The following is a 21,908-nucleotide window of genomic DNA, read 5'->3' as shown; positions in this document are numbered from 1 at the left end:
AAAATGGGTACTGTTTGGGGAGGGGGAATTTGTGTGGACCATACTTGCATTCTTATAGCAGCTTACAAACCTGAAGACACTTGCCTTCAAACCATTAAGCAGCTAATCAATACTGGCTTTTTACATATAATCGTTGTCAATGATGGCTCCGGACAGCAATTCACTCCTTTTTTCGAATCTATCGATAAAATTCCAGAAGTGAAAGTGCTTCATCACGCAACAAATCAAGGAAAAGGGAGAGCACTGAAAACAGCTTTCCATTATATTTTAAATGAACGTCCTGATATCAATAAAATTATTACGGCAGATGCCGATGGTCAACATCGGATAAAAGATATTTGTGTGTTGTATCAAGCATCCTTTGAACAACATGGCATCTTATTAGGCGTAAGAAATTTTGACCAAGCTGATATTCCCTTTAGAAGCCGCTTTGGAAACAAGCTAACTCGAAATTTATTCCGCTACACTACCGGAATTGGTATAACTGACACTCAAACCGGGCTACGTCTCTTTTTCAGAAAACATCTCAAGTGGCTATTATCGATAAAGGGAGAAGCATTCGATTTTGAATTAAATATGCTTGCTCAATCTAAAGAAGCAGACATAGCCATTTACGAATATGAAATCGATACAGTTTATGAGAATGATAATAAGTCATCTCATTTTCAACCGATAAAATCTTCTCTACAAATCTATAAAGTATTTAGTAAATTTGCTGTTTCAGGATTAGCTTCATTCGGGCTGGACATGGCGTTATTTGCCTTGTTCATTTGGTTATGGAGAGACGATGCTCCTGAGATGTATATTGTCTTTGCAACGGTTTTAGCACGAGTAATTTCAGCAAGTTTCAATTATTTAATTAATCGCCAGAAGGTGTTCAAAAAAGGCGACGAAAGTTCTTTTGTTAAATACATGATTCTTGCAACGGTCATTATGGGATTATCCGCTGGCCTTGTGTATGGACTGTTTTTCATAACAGGTAGAGGCGAACTAGTCATCAAAGCACTAGTCGATAGTGTTCTGTTTCTTGTAGGATTTATTATTCAACGCGATTGGGTGTTCAAAAAGAAAAAGCCAAAACACTAATCATGTGTTTTGGCTTTTTTAATTATAATCTACAAATTCAAATCTCTAATCTTCTAAATAAGACATAATCTTATGAATACCCCCACAAATTACTAAGTACATATCGAATATTGTTATAAGCATCAAAAAGATGCAAATTTATTAAGAGGTGACTTAAATGAAAAATTGGAAAAAAGTAAGCGCAGCAATCGTAGCAGCAGGACTTATCACTACTTCTGCAGGTCAAGTTTGGGCTAATGAAACTGGAACAGAAGATAAAGAAGCAGTGGAACAAGTATCAGCTGAAAAATTGCAAGAAATTGCTTCAATTGTTCCAACTGGTTATACTGCCAACAACATTTTCGCCCTATCTAGCAATCTAGAAAAGATTAGTAATCCAAAAGCAAAAACAGCATTACAAAAGAATATTGATAAAGCGTTAGCGAAGTGGGAAGCAAAACAAGCAGAAACTGAACTTCCTGAAGTAGAAATTCCTGAAGATGAAACTCCAGAAGATGATGCTACTGAAGATGATGTTCCTGTTGCTCCTGAAGAAGAATCTCCTGAAGCAGCTGTTCCTGTAACTCCTGAAGATGATGATAAAGAAGTTAATACTCCGGCAACTGAAGCTCCTGAAGTAGAGGCTCCAGCAACTGAAGTTCCTGAAGTTAAAGTCGAAAATACTCAAAAAACAGTAGCCTTAGCTAAAGCTGCTGAGAAAAAAGCTGCTGGTTTAGCGGTTGCTGCAAAAAATATTGAAAAGAATGCTGCAAAAAAAGAAGCTACACAAGCTAAAGCTGCTGAGAAAAAAGCTGCCGGTTTAGCGGTTGCTGAAAAAAACATTGAAAAGAATGCTGCAAAAAAAGAAGCTACACAAGTGAAAGTAGCAGAGAAAAAAGCTGCTGCAAAAGAAAAATCAGCTAAAAAAGATACAAAATAATCTTCATAGGTAAGTGTTGGTGCACCAATATGTTCCCGCCAACAAATTAAATATGACAAAAAATCCGAGAAGAATTTTTCATCTCGGATTTTTTGTTTGTAATTCGGTAAAATTATTTAATGACAGGTGTTGGAACTTGATGAACCCAGTCCATGATAAATCGTTTTTGATGTGAATTTAAATTAGGCGGTAAATCATGCTTATCAAAAAAGACATGTGCTCTTGATTCATCATTTTTTTGTATTAATTCTCCTGTTACATTTGAAGTTTTGAAAATCATTTGAATGCTAAATACTTGATCACCGTTCGCATATTGTGCAAACCCTTCTTGACCTGAGTACACGCCAAAGAAATCCATGTCTCCAATGATTAAACCGGTTTCTTCTTGAGCTTCTCTTCGTGCTGCTTCACTAACTTGTTCCCCTAATTCAAGAACCCCTCCAGGAATACCCCATACATCTGCATCCGTTCGATGTTGTAATAATATTTGATTTCCTTTTTCAATAATTACGCCACATCCTACCGTTAATAGTGGTTTATTACCTATCATCTCGCGCATCGTTTGTAAATAATTCATTTTTACTTCACCCTTTCAATATAACTTTCCCAGTATTTGCTGAACACAATTCAACATCGACATCTACATATTAAAAGCAGCTTGCACCTGTAAAGTGCAAGCTGCTCTTATAGGTTCTACTTTGCTATCTCCACTTAAATTGTTGATCGTGTAATAAGTTTAGGAAAGCATCGACTACATCCGGATGAAATTGAGTACCTCTACCGTTAACAATTTCTTGTATTGCTCCGTTAATTGACAAGGCTTTTCGATAAACACGGTCGGTTGTCATGGCATCAAAAGAATCTACTACTGAAACGATGGCGGCTTCTAATGAAATTGCTTCACCTTTTAGTCCAAATGGATAGCCCTTTCCATCGTAACGTTCATGATGTTCTTCAACGATAAAAGCAGAATCGCGCAACCATGTAAGTTCGTGGTTACGTATCATTTCTGCACCTTTTGTCGTATGAGCTTTCATTAATTCCCATTCTATTGGTGTAAGTTTATCTTTCTTATTTAAAATTTCTAGTGGCACTGCAAGTTTTCCAATATCGTGAAAATACGCCCCCCATATCAACCTTCTGGAACGTTCGACTGGTTGATCAAGCTTCTTCCAAACCTCAATGGAATAATCCTTGATTCTAGCACAATGTTGGAACGTATAGCCATCTACTTTTTCAATAGCCGCTGCATCACGTTGGACAATTTCTGCATCTCTAAATTCTGATTCATATATACTTACTGTCATTTCAAGTAAAATATCAGTCCCAGCTTGACTATAAAACGTTAGCAATTCAGGATACTTTGACGCATCTAATGTGTCGCCTTCTTGTAACATAAACTTTGTGTCCTCATACTCTACTTCAAGTTCTCCAAGAACTACCGTATATTTTTCGACCACTTCTTCTATTCCTTCAACTGATGTATGCCTTACCCAAACCGAGCGTTCTGGACGAACAGATAGGAGCCCATAAGAAAGTTCATCTGATTTCCCGATATACGTAGCGTTAGAATTTCCAATAACCAAGCGATTCAAAGAAGCTTTTTCTTTGATGTCTATGATTTGCTTTCGGGATAACGCCATATGTTCCTCCGTACCAAGCATCATTTATGTAAATACTTTCATTAACTGTATCTTTTTCAACTTAATTTGTCATTAAAAATCTGCTAAATTGCATATTTTTTTACTTTTATATACTTATTTTACCAAAAAACCCTCCAGTAACTGGAGAGCTTGATAGACTATATAGATACGTGATCTTCCACTTTTTCTTCTTTTTTCTTATCTTGCATTTCATATGAAATACGGTCTAAGCTTGGGCGAAGAGTACCTTTTCCTGAATAGTTTTCTAACATTTCTTTTACATCAATACCAGAAGTGGCTTTTAATGTTTCTTGTAGAGTCGACATTAAGTTGGTTGCATAAGACGTCACTCTATTGGCCCCACCGCCTTCGCCGCTTCCAGTATCAACTACCGTAATCTTGTCGATATTCGCTAAAGGACTTGCGATTTGTTTAGCATACTCTGGCATCATACGAACGATCATATCAAGAACCGCAGCTTGGCCATAGTGATCAAATGCATCTGCCAGTTTTTGTTTCGCTTCCGCTTCAGCAAGACCTTTAAGACGAATAATATCTGCTTCAGTTTCACCTTGTGCACGTTCAGAGTCTGCTTTTGCTATACCGTCTAGTCGAACTTTATCTGCTTCTGCTTTCGCTTTTGCTTCGATTCTATATTTTTCTGCATCCGCTTCAGCCATTACACGTGATTTAGAAGCTGCAGCATTTTGTTCAACTGCATAACGATCTGCATCTGCTTTCTTTTTCACTTCTGAATCGTATTGTTTTTCTCGACGCAAAATTTCTTTCTCTTCCAGTTCAATTTGTTTTTGACGCTCAATAATTTGAATTTGCATTTCTTGTTCCATTACTTCTTGTTTAGAGCGAGCTGTTTGAAGTTCGTAGGCTTGGTCAGCACGAGCTTTTGCAATGTCTTGCTCACGACGATATTCAGCTACTTTTAATTGATTCTCTTTTTCTGCTAAAGCAATTTCAGTTGCACGTTCGATTTCATATTGCTGTGCTTCTTTTGCTGCTTCAGACCGCTTAATGCGCGTTTCTTTGTCTGCTTCCGCTGTTGCAATATCAGCGTCTCTTTTCACTTGTGCAATACGAGGTTTACCAAGGGAATCCAAGTAGCCGTTTTTATCACGCACATCTTTGATGGTAAATGACACGATGATAAGTCCCATTTTCGCTAAATCTTGTGAAGCGACACGCTGAACTTCTTGTGAGAATTTATCACGGTTTTTATATATTTCTTCAACTGTCATCGAACCTAATATCGACCGTAAATGACCTTCTAAAACTTCTTTTGCTTCATTTTCACGATCTTCTTTAGATTTCCCTAAAAATTGCTCGGCCGCAGTTGCGATTTCAGAAATGGACCCACCTATTTTAATTATGGCTGTTCCATCTGCCATTACGGGTACACCTTGTTCTGTATATACTTCAGGTGTCATTACTTCTAATTTGCTTGATAGTAAACTAAGTGGCTTAGCTTGTTGGAACACTGGGAATACGAATGTACCACCACCACGGATGATTTTAATTTTATTTCCTGAATCATCTGTATGCACTGTTTTCGACCCTAAGTAACTTCCTGTCACAATAAGTGCTTCATCTGGTCCCACTGTTTTGTACTTCGTTACGTATACCCCAATAATTGCTAGTAATACAAATGCAACGATACCGATAACAACCATCACTTCTAAAGTCATGCTCAATTCCCCCATTTAAGTTTGATCAATTTTTGTGAAATCAATGGCTTCGTATTCTCGAACAAGAAACGTACCTTCTTCCACTTCAATCACTAACACTTCTTTACCATAATCAATTTTTTCGTTATCATAACCAGTTGCTCGTTTGTTCAATAATCCACTTACGGTCTCAATAACAATTTCTCCATAGCCATCTATAGGTATGGGTGTAATGACTTTGCCTACAAGCCCAGCTAAAGACTCGTCAGTATATGCTATTGAAACCTCTGTTGATGCCATCGGGAGTAAGATTAAAAAGTAAAGTAACGTATCTAGAATCACCCCGACTACCACACTGGAAAATAAAACAATCCAACTATTCCATGAAGTAGAGACTTCCAGAACATAGCCAGTTGCTGAAACAAACGTGACCAACGCCATAATAACCGCAGGATTTAAAAAAGGAATTCCTTCTCCAATCCCTTCTACCACATCTCCGAAAAATACATACAGAATTGTCGCAGCTCCCATAATGAGTAACGTATAAAAGTAAACTTGTTCAATCACCATCCTAGACACTCCCATTTCAGCAATTCTTTAGTGATTACTAATACTTACGAAACTCTCATTAAAAAGTTTCATTTTTCTAAATTTTTTATTTTCTAACGGATTGTATTTTGCAAGATAGGTAAAAGAAAAACACATGGACCACTCACTCTGAGTTGGCTCATGTGCTTTTCAATGCATGTTATATTAAATAGGAAGAAAAAATTCGGTTTAACGTGGATCAATACCTAATGAAAAAGCTGTCAAGCTCAATTTTGAGCATGACAGCTTTTTATTCTTTTATGAGCAATCCAAGTAATTTAGCAAAGCCCATTGCTTGTTCTGTTGAAACGGTACATCCTGAAAGTTTTTCAACACTTACTGTAATTTGTTCATACGTACACGTACTTAAATCTATTTTATCTAAACTAGTTTCACTGAAATTTGAGCTGTCTAATTCACATTCAGTGAGTTCAACTTTATCAAATAGACACTCAAAGAAATCCGTATTATTAAACGCAGTTTGCTGAAACATCACTTGTTTCATTTTGCTAAAACTAAACGCAGCATAATTTGCTACACAACTATTCATCAATACATGTCCAAATCGGCTTTGTGTACACTGCACTCCCACTAGTTTTGACTGATGAAATTCTACTCGATGGAAGATAGAATGACCAAAGTCTACGTTAGATAAATCACAACGCTCGAACTTGCAATCAATAAATTCCACTTGATCAAAACGAACCCTATTAAAATCAACGTCTAGGAAATGTACTTGATCAAAACTTATTTTATTCTCTGGTAATTCAGTGACATCCCACTTCAATACCATTCCCCGGGAAATAAATCTTTCTTCATCCACTTCAATTAATCTAGAAACGTTCAATTCTTCAAGGTGCTTTGGAAACTTAGGTTTGTCTATTTTCACAGTTCTTCAACTCTTCCATAATAAAATATCAACGTTTCTCTTCTCAAGACTACTCAGTCTCGTCACTCAAATTCTTTACACCATTAGCACTAGCTTGTCCTGGGAATGATTCAGAAACGGCACTATACGTAATACGCACGGTGTCCCATTCATCGACTGTTTTAACTTGGTCAATCGATAATGAAAACCAAATCGCTTCACTGACACCTTCTAGCATCTCTTCTTCCGTTTGCCCTTCTAATTCACTAGCACTTTTACCCTTTATGACTAAAATTCGTGCATCATCGATTTTTGCGACTGTTCCTTCAATCGATTGTGAATAGCCATTTTGAGTTTCATTATTTTGATAAAAAGAAGTAATCGTATAAACGATAGTTGCAACAGCAACAAGTACAATAACAACAATTAGTAATACAGCTTTATTGCCTTTCATGACTTATTCCTCCTGGTTTGTAACTGATAATGTATACATACGTCCTTTGCGTTCTCCTGTTGCTACTAGTAACTTTTTCGTTACCATTTCACGTACAATTTGTGTCACTCGAGATGGAGACACACCTAATATTTGTTGGAAGTCTATATTTTTCGCTTGCTTATGCTCAAGCAAATGCAGCTTTATCGCCTCTTCATGTGTCATTTCTTTCCGAAGAACCTTAGTTTCATTCGTTATTTTTTCCACTTTCTCGAAGCGAGGAAGCTTCACAATGACACTATCTTTTTGGATCGAAATTTTAGGTTTATCATCCCCGTCATTATACGAATCTAAGACACGACGGATTCCATCCCCATGTCCATCTGTTAAACCCAGATCGACAAAGAGTGCATGTAAAAGTGGATTTCTACGAACGATTCGAGCTCCTTTTTTTACGGACTCAATCGATAATCCTTCTACTAAAGTTCCTGGTGAGGATACTTCCACTCGAGTAGCAAAAATAACAATTGAAAGATCACCTTGTAAAGAGTAATCTCGATGAGTAAAAGCATTTACAACACACTGCTGAATTAAATCGTTCGGATACAACGGTTGAACCGTCATCATTATCGCCATTATCCGACTAAATTGCGTCACAATCGATCCGGAAAAATCGCTTGCTTGTTGGCAAAAAGAGGTTGATCGATCTCCACTGTATTGCAATAATACTGCTCTTGTTTGAGAAGAGTTCGCAAGCCACGTACCTAGTTGTGTTAATACAAATTCGCCGTTATTCCAACGAATCGCATTGTAAGAAGCGAGCACACCTTCGAGATTTTCACCTATAGTTGCAAAACTAGGCTTTACATTTGCTTGTGATTGAACAAAGTCGACAAATTCCGTGAAATCTTCTGCACGGAAAGTGGTATTGGTTTGCGCATTCTCAGTTTCGTCTACATGTCGCATACGAATAAAACGATGAACTTCTTCTGGCGTTTTTAATAATCGTTTCTTCGAACCATATCGAATATAGATTTCTTCAAACAAAGTCCCGCGTTTCCGATACACATGTTCAGTTGCTTTCACTTTCACTTCTAAAATTACTTGACCATCAAAATGTTCCTGACTAACTTCAATTAACGGCGTAGGCTCAACCATTTTACTTAACTGTTCATATAAGGCATTCTCGTCTGCTAACGGATTCTCTAACCCTATAATACTTTGCTCATCAGACATTCCAATTTTTAGCGTGCCACCACTTCCATTAGCAAAAGCGATTACTTCTCGATACAGTTTGTTCGTCACTTTATCTTTGTATTCAATATTCAACCCGTCCACCACCTATCGATAATTATTAATTTTAGTATATCGATAATTCATTAAATTTCCAAAGCAAAAAGAACTAGTAAAGTTCACTAGTTCTCAAATGTATAACATAAACGAATCATATCTTGACACAACAACCCATTTTCATAGATGGGTTCATCGTAACTTCGTGTAAAATAATCGAAGTCAACACCCACAATACGAAATCCACATTGTTGATACAGTTTTAGTTGATGGATACTTGAATTGCCTGTCCCTATTTCTAGTTGTGCATATCCTTGGTTAGAAGCTTCATTAATCGCGTGAGAAATTAATTGTTTGCCTAATCCTTTGCCTTGATAATCTTCATGGACAGCCACATTCATAATTTCCACGACAATTTTCGACGTTTCTTTTACAACATATACAGCCATTATTACACCAGATATTTCTCCTACATAGATGCAGCTACTCTTTATGTAGCCTTCAACAATCATACGTGAAGGATCAGCAAGCACTAATAATTCCCACGGGGGAGTTTCATCTGGACTTAATTTGCGAATCAGCATCATTATTTTGAAGTGAGTTCGAATCCTTCACTCAATAGATACTCTTCAGCTTCGCCAAATGACTCGTAGCTTTCCTCTAAGTTGTGTGAATGATACACATTCCAAAGGGTATCTTCATGTATAAGTTTTAATTCTTGGCCCTCGTTGTTTTTCCACACTTGTTCTTCGATAACTTCTTCCTCAAACTGCTCTTCTTCAGACAAAATACCAATGGAGTCCGCAATCATTTCGTGTAACTCTTCTTCCGATGCTTCACGAATATTTACCATACCTTTACTATCCGCTTCATATTTCTTTAAATCCCCAACAAATACAAAACCGTTACCGTTTGGATGCAAGTGATAAACGACTGTTTTTTTGTCATACAAACTACCTTCAAAGTGATAGTTCACACGTTTTAACGAAACGTCCTTTTTTGTTAATTCGGGGAAAGATTCAATAATCGTAGTTTTTTGTTCAAATGTTAGCATAATGCGCCTCTTTTCATAGTAGTTCTTTGGCTTATTATATCACATGAGCCCTCAAATATTAGTTGACAGTCTAAAACAATAACCGCTATAATCACAGAAATATAAAAAGTACGTTGAGAAGGACTAGTAAAGAAACGCGTGTTTTTGTAGAGAGGGAGTTGTGTGGTGAAAGACTCCTAAAGACAGCTTCTTGAACCTACCTTTGAGTTCGATGTCGAAAGATGATCGCGGCGACAGTCGTTAACATGTAAGAGTGTGAAGCTTTGCTTCAAATGAGGGTGGTACCGCCATGATATGGTCCCTCGTTTGTAGCAAAGCTTTTTTGTTTAGCAATCTCTGCTAATTAAAACGAAAGGAAGTCGGTTCCCTTACTATCGAAAAACAATTTAATTGTTCCTTTAGATGAGTCAATTTCAAAATTCATAAAACTGGTTTCTAAAAACAGAGATTCTGTCGATTTCCGTTACGGGCGGACGCTTTCCGCGGGGCATGCCCTCAGCCTCCTCGACGAGCAAGCTCGTCTGCGGGGTCTTCAGCTCATGCTTTTCCCGCTGGAGTCGCCGCCCTTCACTCCAAATCAAATGATCGGAATTCTTAACTATTTCAAGCAAAGACACATTAAGTATTCGTGAATTAATCATCAAAAAGGCATTTATGAAATTGACTTAGGTAGCTTTGTTAAAGAATGTTGATGATATTGAAGTACAGACAAAAGAGGGCATTTGCGCCTAGGTAGACGCAAGAGCGTGAAGCACGATAAACAAAAGTTAAATCTAACTTAGCCATTATAAGAAGGAGTGTTTCTGATGAAAAAAGAGTTTGTGCAAAGCATTACAGCTATGGATGATGATTTCGCTCAATGGTTTACTGATGTCGTGACTAAAGCAGAATTAGCCGATTATACCAGCGTGCGCGGGTCGATGATACTGCGTCCTTATGGTTATGCGATTTGGGACAATGTGAAAGAAGCACTCGATGCACGCATAAAAGCAACTGGGCATGAAAACGTCTATATGCCACTCTTTATTCCAGAATCTTTACTCCAAAAAGAAAAAGATCATATCGCAGGCTTTGCACCTGAAGTCGCATGGGTGACACATGGTGGAGACGAAAAATTGGCCGAACGTTTATGTGTTCGTCCAACATCAGAAGTTTTATTTTGTGAGCATTTCAGTAATATTATTCATTCCTACCGAGATTTACCTAAGCTTTATAATCAATGGTCAAATGTCGTTCGATGGGAAAAGACGACTCGTCCTTTCTTACGTACGCTTGAATTTTTATGGCAAGAAGGTCATACAGCCCATGCAACGGAGGAGGATGCACAAGTTGAAACTCTGCGAATGTTAGATGAATATGCGCAGCTTTGTGAAGAGTGGTTAGCGATTCCTGTCGTCAAGGGACAGAAGACAGATAAAGAGAAGTTTTCTGGTGCCAAATCAACTTATACAATTGAGACATTAATGCATGATGGAAAAGCATTGCAATCCGGTACATCTCATCATTTTGGTGATGGGTTTGCTCGTGCTTTTGACATTAAATATTTAGACAAAGAAGGCAAACAACAATATGTACATCAAACATCTTGGGGCTTCACGACACGTATTATCGGCGCCATAATTATGGTGCACGGTGACGACCGAGGACTCGTCATGCCACCTAAAATCGCTCCAACTCAAGTGATGATTGTGCCAATCGCACAACATAAAGAAGGCGTGTTAGATTATGCGTATGAGTTAAAAGAACGCTTGGCAAGTGTTACGCGCATTAGTATAGATGCTACTGATAAAAAGCCAGGATGGAAATTTAACGAATACGAGATGAAAGGTATACCAGTTCGTTTAGAAGTTGGCCCAAAAGATATCGAGCACGAACAAGTCGTGTTGGTACGTCGGGATACTGGAGAAAAATTGATTGTGCCTGTCGATGAACTAGAATCAAAACTTCCTGCATTACTTAAAGAAATTCAGAGGGATTTATATAATAAAGCTCTAAAACACCGTGAACAACATACATCCATTGCCGTTACATTTGATGAATTTAAGAATAAACTCGTCGATAATCCAGGCTTTGTTAAGGCGATGTGGTGTGGAGATTTAGCCTGCGAAGAGTTTATAAAAGAAGAAACGACTGCAAGCTCACGTTGCATTCCATTTGAACAAGAGCAGTTAAGCGATACTTGTGTGTGCTGTGAAAGTCCAGCTACTAGTATGGTATATTGGGCAAAAGCGTATTAAAAAATAGACGGATGAACTGCCCTTTTTTGCAAGTTGGCGTCATTCATTGTCATTGAACTTGTCCGATTACTATTCACTAAGGAGCTGCACATATGGTAAAAGCCATTATTTTTGATTTAGATGATACATTATTATGGGACAAAAAAAGTGTAGAAACTGCGTTTCAGGTGACATGCCAATTGGCTGCAAAAAAAGTCTCTATCGACCCTATCCAGTTAGAAGAAGCTGTCAGAACAGAAGCCAGTGAACTCTATGCATCCTTCGAAACATACCCGTTTACTAAAATGATTGGTATTAATCCTTTCGAGGGATTGTGGGGCACCTTTGATGATGAAGGAGAGCTTTTTCAAAAAATGAAAACCATAGTTCCCGCTTATCGACGAGAAGCTTGGACTAAAGGATTGCTAAGGGTAGGAATTGACGATATAGAACTTGGCAAGCAGTTAGCTGACCATTTCCCACTAGCTCGGAAAGCCCATCCATTCCTGTACAAAGAAACGATTCAAGTTCTTGATCGACTAAAAGGTCTTTATCAACTTGTGCTCTTAACAAACGGATCCCCTTCATTGCAAAAGACCAAACTTGAAATAACAGCAGAACTCGCTCCTTATTTCACTCACATTGTTATTTCAGGTACATTTGGAAAAGGAAAACCTGATCCTGGCATTTTCCAGTTCGCACTCTCTCAATGTAACTTACAAGCAGATGAAGTCATTATGGTTGGCGATAATTTGATGACCGATATTTTAGGAGCATCCCGAACAGGTATCCGCTCCGTTTGGATAAATAGAGAGCAGAAGCTGCCTGATAAAGACATAAAACCTACCTATGAAATCACCAACTTAGAAGAACTATTTCCTATTTTGGAGGATTTGTAGACTGGTTCATTAAAAAGATGGCATTCGGCTGACGCAAAGTCTACCAGTTTTTCCTCTATCAGCGGTTTTCTTCCGCCTATCAGCGAAACTTAACATTCTATCGGCGGTTTTTTGTCGACTATCAGCGTTTCTTTGTCGACTATGGGCGGATACCACAGTTCTATGAGCGAAACATAAAAAAGCAGGGAAAATCAGCGATGATTTTCCCTGCTTTTATTCATTTTCTATAGACCAATCGCTGTTACATCATAAATATCTTCTAACTCTTTCAAGCGTTCGATTTCATTTGGTTCGATGTGTTTGTCGATTGTTAACATCATGATCGCATCTCCACCTAGCGTAGATCTTCCTACTTGCATGGTGGCGATATTGATATTTTCTTTTGCCAACAAAGTTCCTACTCGACCAATTGCACCTGGTTGGTCTTTATGCTTGATAAATACGATATGCCCCTCAGGAACAACATCGACAATATAGTTATCTACTTTAACAATACGAGCTCCCAAGCCATTCAACAGTGTGCCTGCTACTCTTCGCGTTCCGCTTTCTGTTGTGACTTCTACGGTCAATAAATTGGTAAATCCTTTTGAAGCTGTTGATTTATGTTCATTCACTTGAATGCCAATACGATCTGCGAAAAACTTAGCATTCACTTCATTCACATGTTCTCCTAAATGACGCTTTAACATGCCTTTTAACGTATTGCGTGTCAATGGACTCACTTCAAACCCTGCCAAATCACCTGAGTAGTAAATATTTACTTCTCGGATTACCTCATCTGTTAGCCCCATTAGAAATGCGCCTAATTTCTCTGATAAGTTGAAGTAAGGTTCAATTTTCAGCATAACTTCTTTTGATACAGATGGTAGATTGACAGGATTACGAACCACTCCGCCATTTAAAAAATTAACGACATCTTGGCTTACATCTATCGCTACACTTTCCTGTGCCTCAATTGTACTGGCACCTAAATGAGGAGTTGCGATCACTTCAGCTAGTGTAAGCAATTTGTGATTCACAGCTGGTTCTTGTTCAAAAACATCTAAAGCCGCTCCATCCACCTTTTTAGAAACGATGGCATCATATAGTGCCTCTTCATCAATGATGCCGCCTCTAGCGCAGTTGATAATTTGAACGCCATCTTTCATCAACCTAAATGCCTCCGCATTAATTAAATGCTTCGTTTCTTTCATTAGAGGCGTATGCACTGTAATAAAATCAGCTTTTCGAAGTACATCTTCTACTGAACCAAAGTCGATCCCCATCTTCAGAGCCTTTTCAGCAGTCAGGAAAGGATCATAGGCAATGACATTCATTCTTTGCCCTTGAGCTCTTGCAGCAACCTCTGCACCAATCCTACCGAGGCCTATAACACCGAGCGTTTTATTTTTCAATTCGACGCCCACATATTTCTTACGGTCCCATTCATTATTTTTCAATGCATGAAATGCTTGTGGGATTTTCCTTGCGAGTGACATTAGCATAGCCATCGTATGTTCAGCAGCTGAGTTTGTATTACCATCAGGTGCATTGACGACAATTATTCCATGCTCGGTAGCTGCAGTTAAATCAATATTATCAACACCAACTCCTGCACGACCAATGATTTTCAAATTAGTTGCTTTGGCGATAATTTCAGCTGTCACTTGGGTTTGGCTTCGAACCAGCAAGGCATCAAACTCACTAATGCGATTTGCCAAATCTTCAGGAGACCACCCAGTTTCGATAACAATATTCATTCCCTCAGCCTGTCTTAGTGGATAAATCCCGTCTTCGCTTAGTGGATCACTGATTAAGATATTAAAAGTCATTTATTTACCACTCCTTGGTTTAAGTAAATTTTTTGAGCCGCAGCCGTTCCCTTACCTAAAACAATGTCTTTTCCAATTAGCACTAACCCGATTTCAACCATTCCGATAATTTGAAGTACATCAGCTGGTGAGCAGTAGCCCATATGACCGATTCGAACGATTTTTCCTGTTAGATGACCCTGACCTCCAGCAATTGACAATCCAAATTCCTTTTTCAATATTTTCCGGAATTCTTCAGCATCAAAATCATCAGGTTTCACTGCTGTAACAGTAGGAGAACCATCAGCATCACTCGTCAATAAAGGAATTTCTAAAGCTTGAAAAGCTCCACGTGTCATTTCCATCATCAATGTATGTCTCTTATAAACTTCATCCAAATCTTCTTCGTCCATTAAATTCAGTGCTTGCTCCAGCCCGAATAATAAAGACAATGCAGGTGTAAATGGCGTAGTATCTTTTAGTAAATTATCGCGATATCTTTTCAAGTCCAAGTAAAAACGAGGTTGTTCATTTTGTTCGATTACGTCCCATGCTCGAGCACTTGCTGCTACAAAAGTTAATCCCGCAGGAAGCATAAGTGCTTTTTGAGAACCCGTAACCATCACATCAATTCCCCACTCATCCATCTTCGTTTCAACACCACCAACACATGAAACTCCGTCGACAACAATTAATGCTTCACTGACTTGTTGAACAGCTTCACTTAAATCTTTAATCGGATTTAAGACCCCCGTCGAAGTTTCACAATATGTAGAGAAAATAGCCTTAATCTCTGGATGCTCTTGTACATAAGATTTAATTGCATCAGGGTTTAATGCCTTGCCCCATTCAACATCTATCCTTTGATAACTAATGTTGTAAGCTTTGCAAATCGCAGTGAAACGATCACCAAATGCCCCGGTTACAATGACTAACACTACATCTCCTGGTTTTACTACATTCACTACAGCCGCTTCTAAACCCGCGGTACCACTTGCGGTAATAATGGCTACTTCTTGAGATGTACCGAAAATCCTCTTCAATTTAGGGGTAATTCTTCTTAACATATCAGATGTATTTTGACCTCGGTGACCGATCATAGGTTGACTCATAGCCCGTTGAACACTTGGCGGGATTGGGCTTGGCCCAGGAATTCGTAAGATTTGTTGATCAGCTAACATGTTCATTCTCCTCTCTATTTTGCCAACAAAAAAAGCCCTTCCTCCCCTTACTAGTGTAAGGGGCGAAAAGCTTGTAACTATCGCGGTACCACCCTTTTTTTGCTACCTCTTTGTATTAAAAGAGTATAGCCTCATTGGTTAACATGCTTAACGCGCATGAAGCGAATGAGCCTACAAAACGATTCAACTCATCTATTCAGAAGTGCTACTTTACGTAGAAATCGCTGATTCTCACCAACCATCAGCTCTCTTAAGATTTCATTCCATAAAGCCTTTCTTCATCAACATATTTGTAAAATATTGAATTTTGTTAATAATAACAAAGTTAAAATTATTGTCAATACGCATTTCTGTATGTAAACGCTTGCTTTAAGAATAAATTTTTGTAAGTAAATAAAAGCCATCCCGAGTTGCGGAATGACTTTCTGGCATCACTATTTTATTTCCGACCGACTATGAAATGAGTTTCCGACCACTTAATGATGTTTTCCGACCAACTATTAAAGGTTTCCGACCATTCGCCTCCCAGAGGACACGATTCCACTCCATACATACACAGCTAATTAATCTCAGTTCCATCTTTCAATAAACCTGTTAAAAATTCCACATCTTCTGGATAACACATGTCGAGTTGCTCTAATTCAGCAATCGATTTCCAACCGATATCCAGTATGAACTCATCCGGATCTTGTATCGTCAATTCCCCGCTCACTACTTTTACTTGAAAATACTGCAGCTCATATTCGATTTTATATTCTTTATTGGAACCACTCTTATCTTGAAGTTTAGATATGACTTCTACTTTCAATCCTGTCTCTTCCTCAAATTCACGAACACAACATTGTTCAAACGTCTCGTTGTCTTCCAGGCCACCTGAAGGAACCGTCCATTTGGGTTCTTCGTCAGGGGCTGCTTGCAATACCATTAGCAGTAGATTGTCTTCGTTGATGCACACACCTGAGGCACCACTCCATTTGAACATCGAAACCCCACCTTACTCATTTAAATTCAACTTAGTGTTCGTAAATCATCTTGCGTGTCATGCCACCATCCACAACCATATTTGTGCCTGTGACAAAATCGTTTTGTGGATCCGTTAAATAAAGGCAGGCTTTGGCAATGTCCGAAGGTTTCCCTACCCGACCTGATAAATGTTGCTGATGGTCAATATCTCGAAGCTCACTATAATCGCCCGTTTCTATCCAACCAGGTGAGACAGCATTTACTGTAATATGATGTTCTGCAAGTGAGGCAGCTAGTGCATGTGTTAAGGCTACAATTCCACCTTTTGTGGCAGCATAAGCTTCTGAATTCGGTTCAGACATGGTGGCTCGTGTAGAAGCCATATTGACGATAGAGCCTCCTCCATCTTGTTTACGCATATGTAAAGCCGCTTCACGAGAACACAAGAAAACACTTCTTAAATTAGTGTTTATGACATCGTCCCATTCAGTAATCGACAATTCGAATAAAGGCTTAAAATCGCTCTTTCCTGCATTATTAATTATTATATCAATACGCCCAAATTTGTTAATGGTTTGCTCCATCAAATTTTTAACGTCTTCTTCTTTTCGAACATCCGTTTTGATAAAGACACTACGTATCAGTTGTTCGCTTACTTCTTTTCCTAATTCCTCATTCATATCGGCAAGGATTACTTGTGCCCCTTTTGCTACATAAGCTTCTGCAATGCCCCGCCCAATACCTTGCGAAGCACCTGTTACGATAACGACTTGTGCCTGATTCATAGTAAATCCCACCTTTCAAATTAATATTAACGTGTCCACCATTCGTTAACGACCACTATGGCAATAACCACTACGAATGCCAATAGATAAAACCAATCAGGTACTCCACTAAACATCTCAGCACATCCTCTTCTGATTCATAAAATTCACGCAATGAGCTTGTCTAAATATGATAACATGGTTTTAGTTAAAAGAAGGAGGATGAACCATGACACTGATACATAGTGATTTGCAGCGTTTTAATCCTGTTACTGTAATTGGTGCAGGGACTATCGGACTTTCATGGGCAACTTTGTTTTTGGCTCATGGATTAAGCGTGCGATTATTCGATCCAAGAACTGATTTGCAAGAAGTCGTTGATCAACATTTCAACTCTATTGCCCCTACTTTATCGCTACTTGGACTGCCTTCAAGCGGCTTTGAATCTCGTTTATCAATAGGCTCCGACTTACAACATGCTGTAACTGGAGCAGCCGTTATTCAAGAAAACGGACCAGAAAAACTACTACTAAAACAACAATTGTTTGCTGAAATTGAACCTTACATTGAACCTCATACATTATTACTGTCATCTTCATCGACAATACCAGCAAGTGATATTTCAGCCTCAATGAAAGATAAGAGTCGTATGCTGATTGGTCATCCGTTTAATCCACCACTAGTTATGCCATTAGTAGAAGTGGTGCCAGGTACTTTTACTTCAGCTAAAGCTGTTGAAGATGCGCTGGTATTTTACAAAGCACTTGGCAAAGCTCCGCAACATATTCAAAAAGAGGTATTCGGCTTTGTAGCCAACCGGCTGCAGTTTGCGATGTTACGTGAAGCTATGTATTTAGTGGATGAAGGCGTTGTTAACATGGAAGATGTCGATGAAATCGTCAAAGATTCCATTGGCTTACGCTGGGCTGCTGCTGGACCGATGCTTGGCATGCATTTAGGTGGCGGACAAGGAGGCATGGAAGCTTTTATGCGTCATTTAGGACCCACGATGGAAAAAAGCTGGGTAGCACAAGGCAATCTCATGATGGATGAAGAAACGATTTTGCGGTTAGCTGAAAAATCGCGTGATTCTTACGGGGACCTTACGATTAATGAACTTGCTCAAACACGAGATCAGAAACAAATGGCGATTTTGAAAACACGTACTAAATAAATCAAAAGGCTATCTCGAATTAATATCGAGACAGCCTTTTTCGTATCAATCAGTTCAGTAATCGCGGTTTTTGTGACGGCTTCATAAAGGGATTTCATATGAAATAATCATAACGGACGGTTAGAGCGCATCCGAATCATAACAAAATAATTGAATAAAATAGAGCCCAGGTGGTAGGGGTTGTTCGTGGAGAGAACTTCTCAGTCGATGTGTTATGTCAACCTATTGTGCACAGAACATACAAACGTAAAAGTTAGTAGTAAACATGATTTTCAAATTAAATGCGTGACAGCAAAAAAATAGTAATAACCAAAAACATGAAGAGATATAAGCGTTTTTAAATGATTCCAGACGAGAACAACTTTAAGAACATACAAAAAAGGTCCGGACGGGTTTATCGTCCGGATTTTCTTAATTTAAATAATTTGAAAGTGTAGGACCTGGGGATGTTCATTACAGTTAACACGTTTCCCATGTCTCAAAACAGGGAAAGCGTATTATTACGACTGAATTATAGGAGTGTACTATGCTAAATACATTAAAGGGAATACCTTCCAGAACATATATTTTAATTGTTACTGCACTTTTAATAATAGGCGGAGGTTTTTACATATTTATAGAGCTTGGTGAAGAGGTGCTGGAGAATGAAAAATTCATGATTGACCAGCATGCCGCGAACTTTGCTGAAAACCTTGCAACACCTGGAGTTACGACCTTTTTCGCATGGATTACAGAACTCGGATCGGTCTGGGCGCTGACTGTAGGATCTCTTATCATGTTTGGCGTGCTGTGGTATTTTTATCAGCGGAAAAAGTGGAGAATTGTTTATTTTGTTATTGCAATGGGTGGAGTTACAATCTTGATTAGTGGTCTTAAAGCTGCATTTTTAAGAGATCGCCCGAACATATTAGAGGAGTACGATGGAACTGGCTACAGTTTTCCAAGCGGTCATTCAACCGCCCCGATCGTTTTTTACGGATTTATTATGTACTTGGTCATCAGAAGTAAACTGAATGCCTTAGCAAAATGGCTGATCAACATCTTCCTTGGAATCCTGATTTTATTAATTGCCTTCAGTCGCCTTCCCCTCGGCGTTCATTACTTTACAGACGTAATCGGTGGGCTAGCACTTGGTCTGACATGGCTTGTCAGCTGTATCGCAATACTTGAAATTACTTTATGGCATAGTGGAAGAAAAGCGAAAAAAGAATTGTAAAAATGGGTAATTTGAAGAAACCACAAAACAACTTATAGCCTCAGAAGATGCTGGAAAATCAGAAATGAAGTTTCTAACACACAAAGTGATTCAACTTGAAAAAGAAGTGTTTATTATCGGTAATAAGCAGTAAATATAGTGAATTTTTTAGAAGAGCCAGCTGCCCTGTACAGGGCAGCTGGCTCTTCTTGAGTAATGAAGTTGAATACTTCCTCATCGTAGTGTTATGTCAACCCGTGGAAAGTGTCAAACCTCTGTAAACACTGTAAATATGGGATGTTCATTAACTCCTGATTTTTGTTACTGAAGTGATGTTCAACTAACGGTGTTTTTAAAAAAATAGGCTACCTTTAAAAGGCAGCCTATTTCTTATTCTAATCCAGTGATTGTTAATTCTTTTACAGGTAAGAATAATTCTCCTGTGTTTAAATAGGAAACATTTACGCTGTCATCTACTTCTAAGTAAATCGCCAGTGGCGTCACTTCAGTGGAGACCAAATAGTTGGTTCCATCTGCTAACATGAACGACACGAGAGTAAAGTCACCCACACGTTCTTTATACACACGTTGTACTTTTCCAGTTACTTTCGCTTCCTCTGCATTCGAACTTCCATCAACCGTACTTCCACCGCGTTGCAACGCTGTTTTATAAAGTTTTAAGGCTTCGTTAGGTGTGTTAGCAAAAGTTGATATTTCAGGGTTCGCTGCAGAAACAATAAAGTAATTTTGCAAGAATCCATTGGCATCTAATACCGGTGTTAACCAACTTGCTTCCCCGTAGAAGTTATACAGGATCGGCATTTCACCTGACCATTTTTTCTCAATAAATCTCTTTTCAATTATTTGAAGTGTAGCTTGTGAATCCATATAAGATTCTTCCATATTCCCAGTGAAATATGACGCTTTGCCCGTTCGAGCATCTGTCAGTGCATACCCGAGCATCGAATCGACACCTTCTTTTGGACTTGTAAAATCGGTGAAGTAATACATGTCCCCGTCTTCATTAAAGATTGGACTGACATTCGCTTCCGTTCCATATCCAGAAGGCAATTTCACGTCCTTCTTGCCAAATTTACTATTCCAGAAACCATGTACGTAGTTCCCAAAGTAACTATTTTGCAAACTTACGACTTCTGGTGATACCGCTCCGTCAATAAAAGCTGGTACCTCATTAAGTGCATACGTTTTAATGTCACCAGATAGTGGATTTACTACTGCTACTCCAGTTACTTCAAAGCCATTTCGAGCTGACACAAATTTCCCGAATGAGCGGACATAATGTGGTACACCTTCATCATCAATTTCTAGCTGCATGTCTCCGTAGAAAATCGCTTCCGGCATGTCTAAACGTAAATGACGGGCCACATTTTTCTGGAGAAATGAAGATGGTGTATAGCCCATTTCTGCATCAATAAACTTAGGGTTGTCTGAAGAGTCAGTTGCACTCATCGTGAAATAACCTGGTGTTGTATCACCATTCATCCATTTGAAAAACCCAGAAAATTCAACTGGTGCAATATATACAAATGCATCATTTACTTTTTGAATTTGTAAATTACCTAATTCGTAATAGCTCGTGTTAGGTACTTGACCAAAAGCTTTTTTCATTTTATTTCGCGCGAATCTTGGAGGCACACTTGCTGGTGTTTCTGTTTCATCGAATGCTTCGATTTCAACTTCTTGTTTCATTTCTGCGGATTCAAATTTTTCATCTGCGTTAAATAATACTGCACTTAACATATATCCACCAAAGACAATGGCCGCTAAAAACAGCACACCTTTCACAAGTTGTTCCTTGCCTTTTGCTGAAAATGCACCAAGCCCCGTCGCTAAAATAGCTAGCGGCCATAATGCCGACAGATTACGATCTATATTCGTTACATAATAGATGACAAAGACGATGATCGCTAAAACAACCGCTGTACCAATGACTCCAGCTATAATCCCTTTTCGTTTTTCTTTTGGCAATGTAAGCGGCACAATTATTAGTGCTGCAATGATTGCTATTACTATGCTATAAAGGAAAGTTAGTCCCATATGTGTCCCTCTTTTCTTAGATGTTGTCTTTAATAATACGGTTGAACTAGTAATAAGTTTCAATGAACACATCATTTACAATGGTTCCATTAGTATTCCCTGTTGTTT

General features: G+C 38.6%; 20 protein-coding genes and 2 other annotated features. Of the genes, 6 read left to right on the top strand and 14 right to left on the bottom strand.

Features of this window, described 5'->3' with window-relative positions; all coding sequences use genetic code 11:
- The first annotated feature begins 33 nt into the window (after positions 1 to 33).
- Together ACFPYN_RS17885 and ACFPYN_RS17880 are read left to right on the top strand one after the other, a co-directional pair.
- Positions 34 to 1,086, top strand: a complete 1,053-nt coding sequence (locus ACFPYN_RS17885; RefSeq protein ID WP_377736076.1) for a glycosyltransferase — start codon at positions 34 to 36, stop codon at positions 1,084 to 1,086.
- Between the two features lie 157 nt (positions 1,087 to 1,243).
- Positions 1,244 to 2,005 carry a hypothetical protein gene (locus tag ACFPYN_RS17880; protein ID WP_377736074.1) on the top strand — a complete coding sequence of 254 codons (762 nt, stop codon included), beginning with the start codon at positions 1,244 to 1,246 and terminating at the stop codon, positions 2,003 to 2,005.
- A 112-nt stretch (positions 2,006 to 2,117) separates the two neighbouring features.
- On the opposite strand, the gene ACFPYN_RS17875 is transcribed toward ACFPYN_RS17880, so the two are convergent.
- From ACFPYN_RS17875 to ACFPYN_RS17835, 9 genes are all read right to left on the bottom strand, one after another.
- Positions 2,118 to 2,582: an NUDIX hydrolase gene (locus ACFPYN_RS17875; RefSeq protein WP_377736072.1), complete on the bottom strand. Its 465-nt coding sequence runs from the start codon at positions 2,580 to 2,582 to the stop codon at positions 2,118 to 2,120.
- 124 nt (positions 2,583 to 2,706) lie between these two features.
- Positions 2,707 to 3,648 (bottom strand): HD-GYP domain-containing protein, encoded by a 942-nt coding sequence (locus ACFPYN_RS17870; protein ID WP_377736070.1) that lies wholly within the window; start codon positions 3,646 to 3,648, stop codon positions 2,707 to 2,709.
- Positions 3,649 to 3,806: 158 nt separating this feature from the next.
- Positions 3,807 to 5,348: a flotillin family protein gene (locus ACFPYN_RS17865; RefSeq protein WP_377736069.1), complete on the bottom strand. Its 1,542-nt coding sequence runs from the start codon at positions 5,346 to 5,348 to the stop codon at positions 3,807 to 3,809.
- Positions 5,349 to 5,363: 15 nt separating this feature from the next.
- Entirely contained in the window at positions 5,364 to 5,897 is a 534-nt protein-coding gene (locus tag ACFPYN_RS17860) for a hypothetical protein (RefSeq protein WP_377736067.1), read from the bottom strand.
- A 268-nt stretch (positions 5,898 to 6,165) separates the two neighbouring features.
- A complete protein-coding gene (locus tag ACFPYN_RS17855; protein WP_377736066.1) occupies positions 6,166 to 6,804 on the bottom strand; it encodes a pentapeptide repeat-containing protein in 639 nt (212 codons plus the stop codon).
- A gap of 49 nt (positions 6,805 to 6,853) precedes the next feature.
- On the bottom strand, positions 6,854 to 7,237 hold the full coding sequence (locus tag ACFPYN_RS17850; protein ID WP_377736064.1) for a DUF3221 domain-containing protein: 384 nt from the start codon (positions 7,235 to 7,237) through the stop codon (positions 6,854 to 6,856).
- Between the two features lie 3 nt (positions 7,238 to 7,240).
- Positions 7,241 to 8,554 carry an RNA-binding domain-containing protein gene (locus ACFPYN_RS17845; protein WP_377736063.1) on the bottom strand — a complete coding sequence of 438 codons (1,314 nt, stop codon included), beginning with the start codon at positions 8,552 to 8,554 and terminating at the stop codon, positions 7,241 to 7,243.
- Between the two features lie 77 nt (positions 8,555 to 8,631).
- Positions 8,632 to 9,093: a GNAT family N-acetyltransferase gene (locus ACFPYN_RS17840; protein WP_377736061.1), complete on the bottom strand. Its 462-nt coding sequence runs from the start codon at positions 9,091 to 9,093 to the stop codon at positions 8,632 to 8,634.
- The gene (locus tag ACFPYN_RS17835; RefSeq protein ID WP_377736059.1) at positions 9,093 to 9,560 is read right to left on the bottom strand and encodes a hypothetical protein; all 468 of its coding nucleotides are present in this window, start codon (positions 9,558 to 9,560) and stop codon (positions 9,093 to 9,095) included. Before ACFPYN_RS17835 ends, ACFPYN_RS17840 begins: the two co-directional genes overlap by 1 nt.
- A 104-nt stretch (positions 9,561 to 9,664) precedes the next feature.
- Positions 9,665 to 9,866, top strand: a binding site (T-box leader).
- A gap of 500 nt (positions 9,867 to 10,366) precedes the next feature.
- Here ACFPYN_RS17835 and proS point away from each other — a divergent pair.
- Complete coding sequence (gene proS / locus ACFPYN_RS17830) at positions 10,367 to 11,797, top strand: proline--tRNA ligase (RefSeq protein WP_377736056.1); 1,431 nt, start codon at positions 10,367 to 10,369, stop codon at positions 11,795 to 11,797.
- A 92-nt stretch (positions 11,798 to 11,889) separates the two neighbouring features.
- Positions 11,890 to 12,675, top strand: coding sequence for an HAD family hydrolase (locus ACFPYN_RS17825; protein WP_377736055.1), 786 nt, complete (start codon positions 11,890 to 11,892; stop codon positions 12,673 to 12,675).
- Between the two features lie 224 nt (positions 12,676 to 12,899).
- Here the strand turns inward: ACFPYN_RS17825 and serA are convergent, their stop codons facing one another.
- The 4 genes from serA to ACFPYN_RS17805 form a co-directional block, all read right to left on the bottom strand.
- Positions 12,900 to 14,486: a phosphoglycerate dehydrogenase gene (serA, locus tag ACFPYN_RS17820; RefSeq protein ID WP_377736052.1), complete on the bottom strand. Its 1,587-nt coding sequence runs from the start codon at positions 14,484 to 14,486 to the stop codon at positions 12,900 to 12,902.
- A complete protein-coding gene (locus ACFPYN_RS17815) occupies positions 14,483 to 15,646 on the bottom strand; it encodes a pyridoxal-phosphate-dependent aminotransferase family protein (protein WP_377736050.1) in 1,164 nt (387 codons plus the stop codon). Before ACFPYN_RS17815 ends, serA begins: the two co-directional genes overlap by 4 nt.
- Before the next feature lie 55 nt (positions 15,647 to 15,701).
- Positions 15,702 to 15,940 (bottom strand) — a binding site (T-box leader).
- A gap of 265 nt (positions 15,941 to 16,205) precedes the next feature.
- Positions 16,206 to 16,628, bottom strand: coding sequence for an NUDIX hydrolase (locus ACFPYN_RS17810; RefSeq protein WP_377736048.1), 423 nt, complete (start codon positions 16,626 to 16,628; stop codon positions 16,206 to 16,208).
- 31 nt (positions 16,629 to 16,659) lie between these two features.
- Positions 16,660 to 17,394 carry a glucose 1-dehydrogenase gene (locus ACFPYN_RS17805; RefSeq protein WP_377736046.1) on the bottom strand — a complete coding sequence of 245 codons (735 nt, stop codon included), beginning with the start codon at positions 17,392 to 17,394 and terminating at the stop codon, positions 16,660 to 16,662.
- 208 nt (positions 17,395 to 17,602) lie between these two features.
- On the opposite strand from ACFPYN_RS17805, the gene ACFPYN_RS17800 reads away from it, so the two are divergent.
- Together ACFPYN_RS17800 and ACFPYN_RS17795 are read left to right on the top strand one after the other, a co-directional pair.
- Positions 17,603 to 18,547 carry a 3-hydroxyacyl-CoA dehydrogenase NAD-binding domain-containing protein gene (locus ACFPYN_RS17800; RefSeq protein WP_377736044.1) on the top strand — a complete coding sequence of 315 codons (945 nt, stop codon included), beginning with the start codon at positions 17,603 to 17,605 and terminating at the stop codon, positions 18,545 to 18,547.
- A gap of 526 nt (positions 18,548 to 19,073) precedes the next feature.
- A complete protein-coding gene (locus tag ACFPYN_RS17795; protein ID WP_377736041.1) occupies positions 19,074 to 19,763 on the top strand; it encodes a phosphatase PAP2 family protein in 690 nt (229 codons plus the stop codon).
- A 369-nt stretch (positions 19,764 to 20,132) separates the two neighbouring features.
- On the opposite strand, the gene ACFPYN_RS17790 is transcribed toward ACFPYN_RS17795, so the two are convergent.
- Complete coding sequence (locus ACFPYN_RS17790) at positions 20,133 to 21,800, bottom strand: hypothetical protein (RefSeq protein ID WP_377736039.1); 1,668 nt, start codon at positions 21,798 to 21,800, stop codon at positions 20,133 to 20,135.
- Positions 21,801 to 21,908 lie beyond the last annotated feature (108 nt).

Origin of the sequence: Paenisporosarcina macmurdoensis (assembly GCF_042658845.1) — a bacterium.
GTDB classification, from domain to species: Bacteria; Bacillota; Bacilli; order Bacillales_A; family Planococcaceae; genus Paenisporosarcina; species Paenisporosarcina macmurdoensis.
The sequence above is the reverse complement of the archived record's forward strand: the minus strand, read 5'-3'. Positions and strand labels throughout refer to the sequence as shown.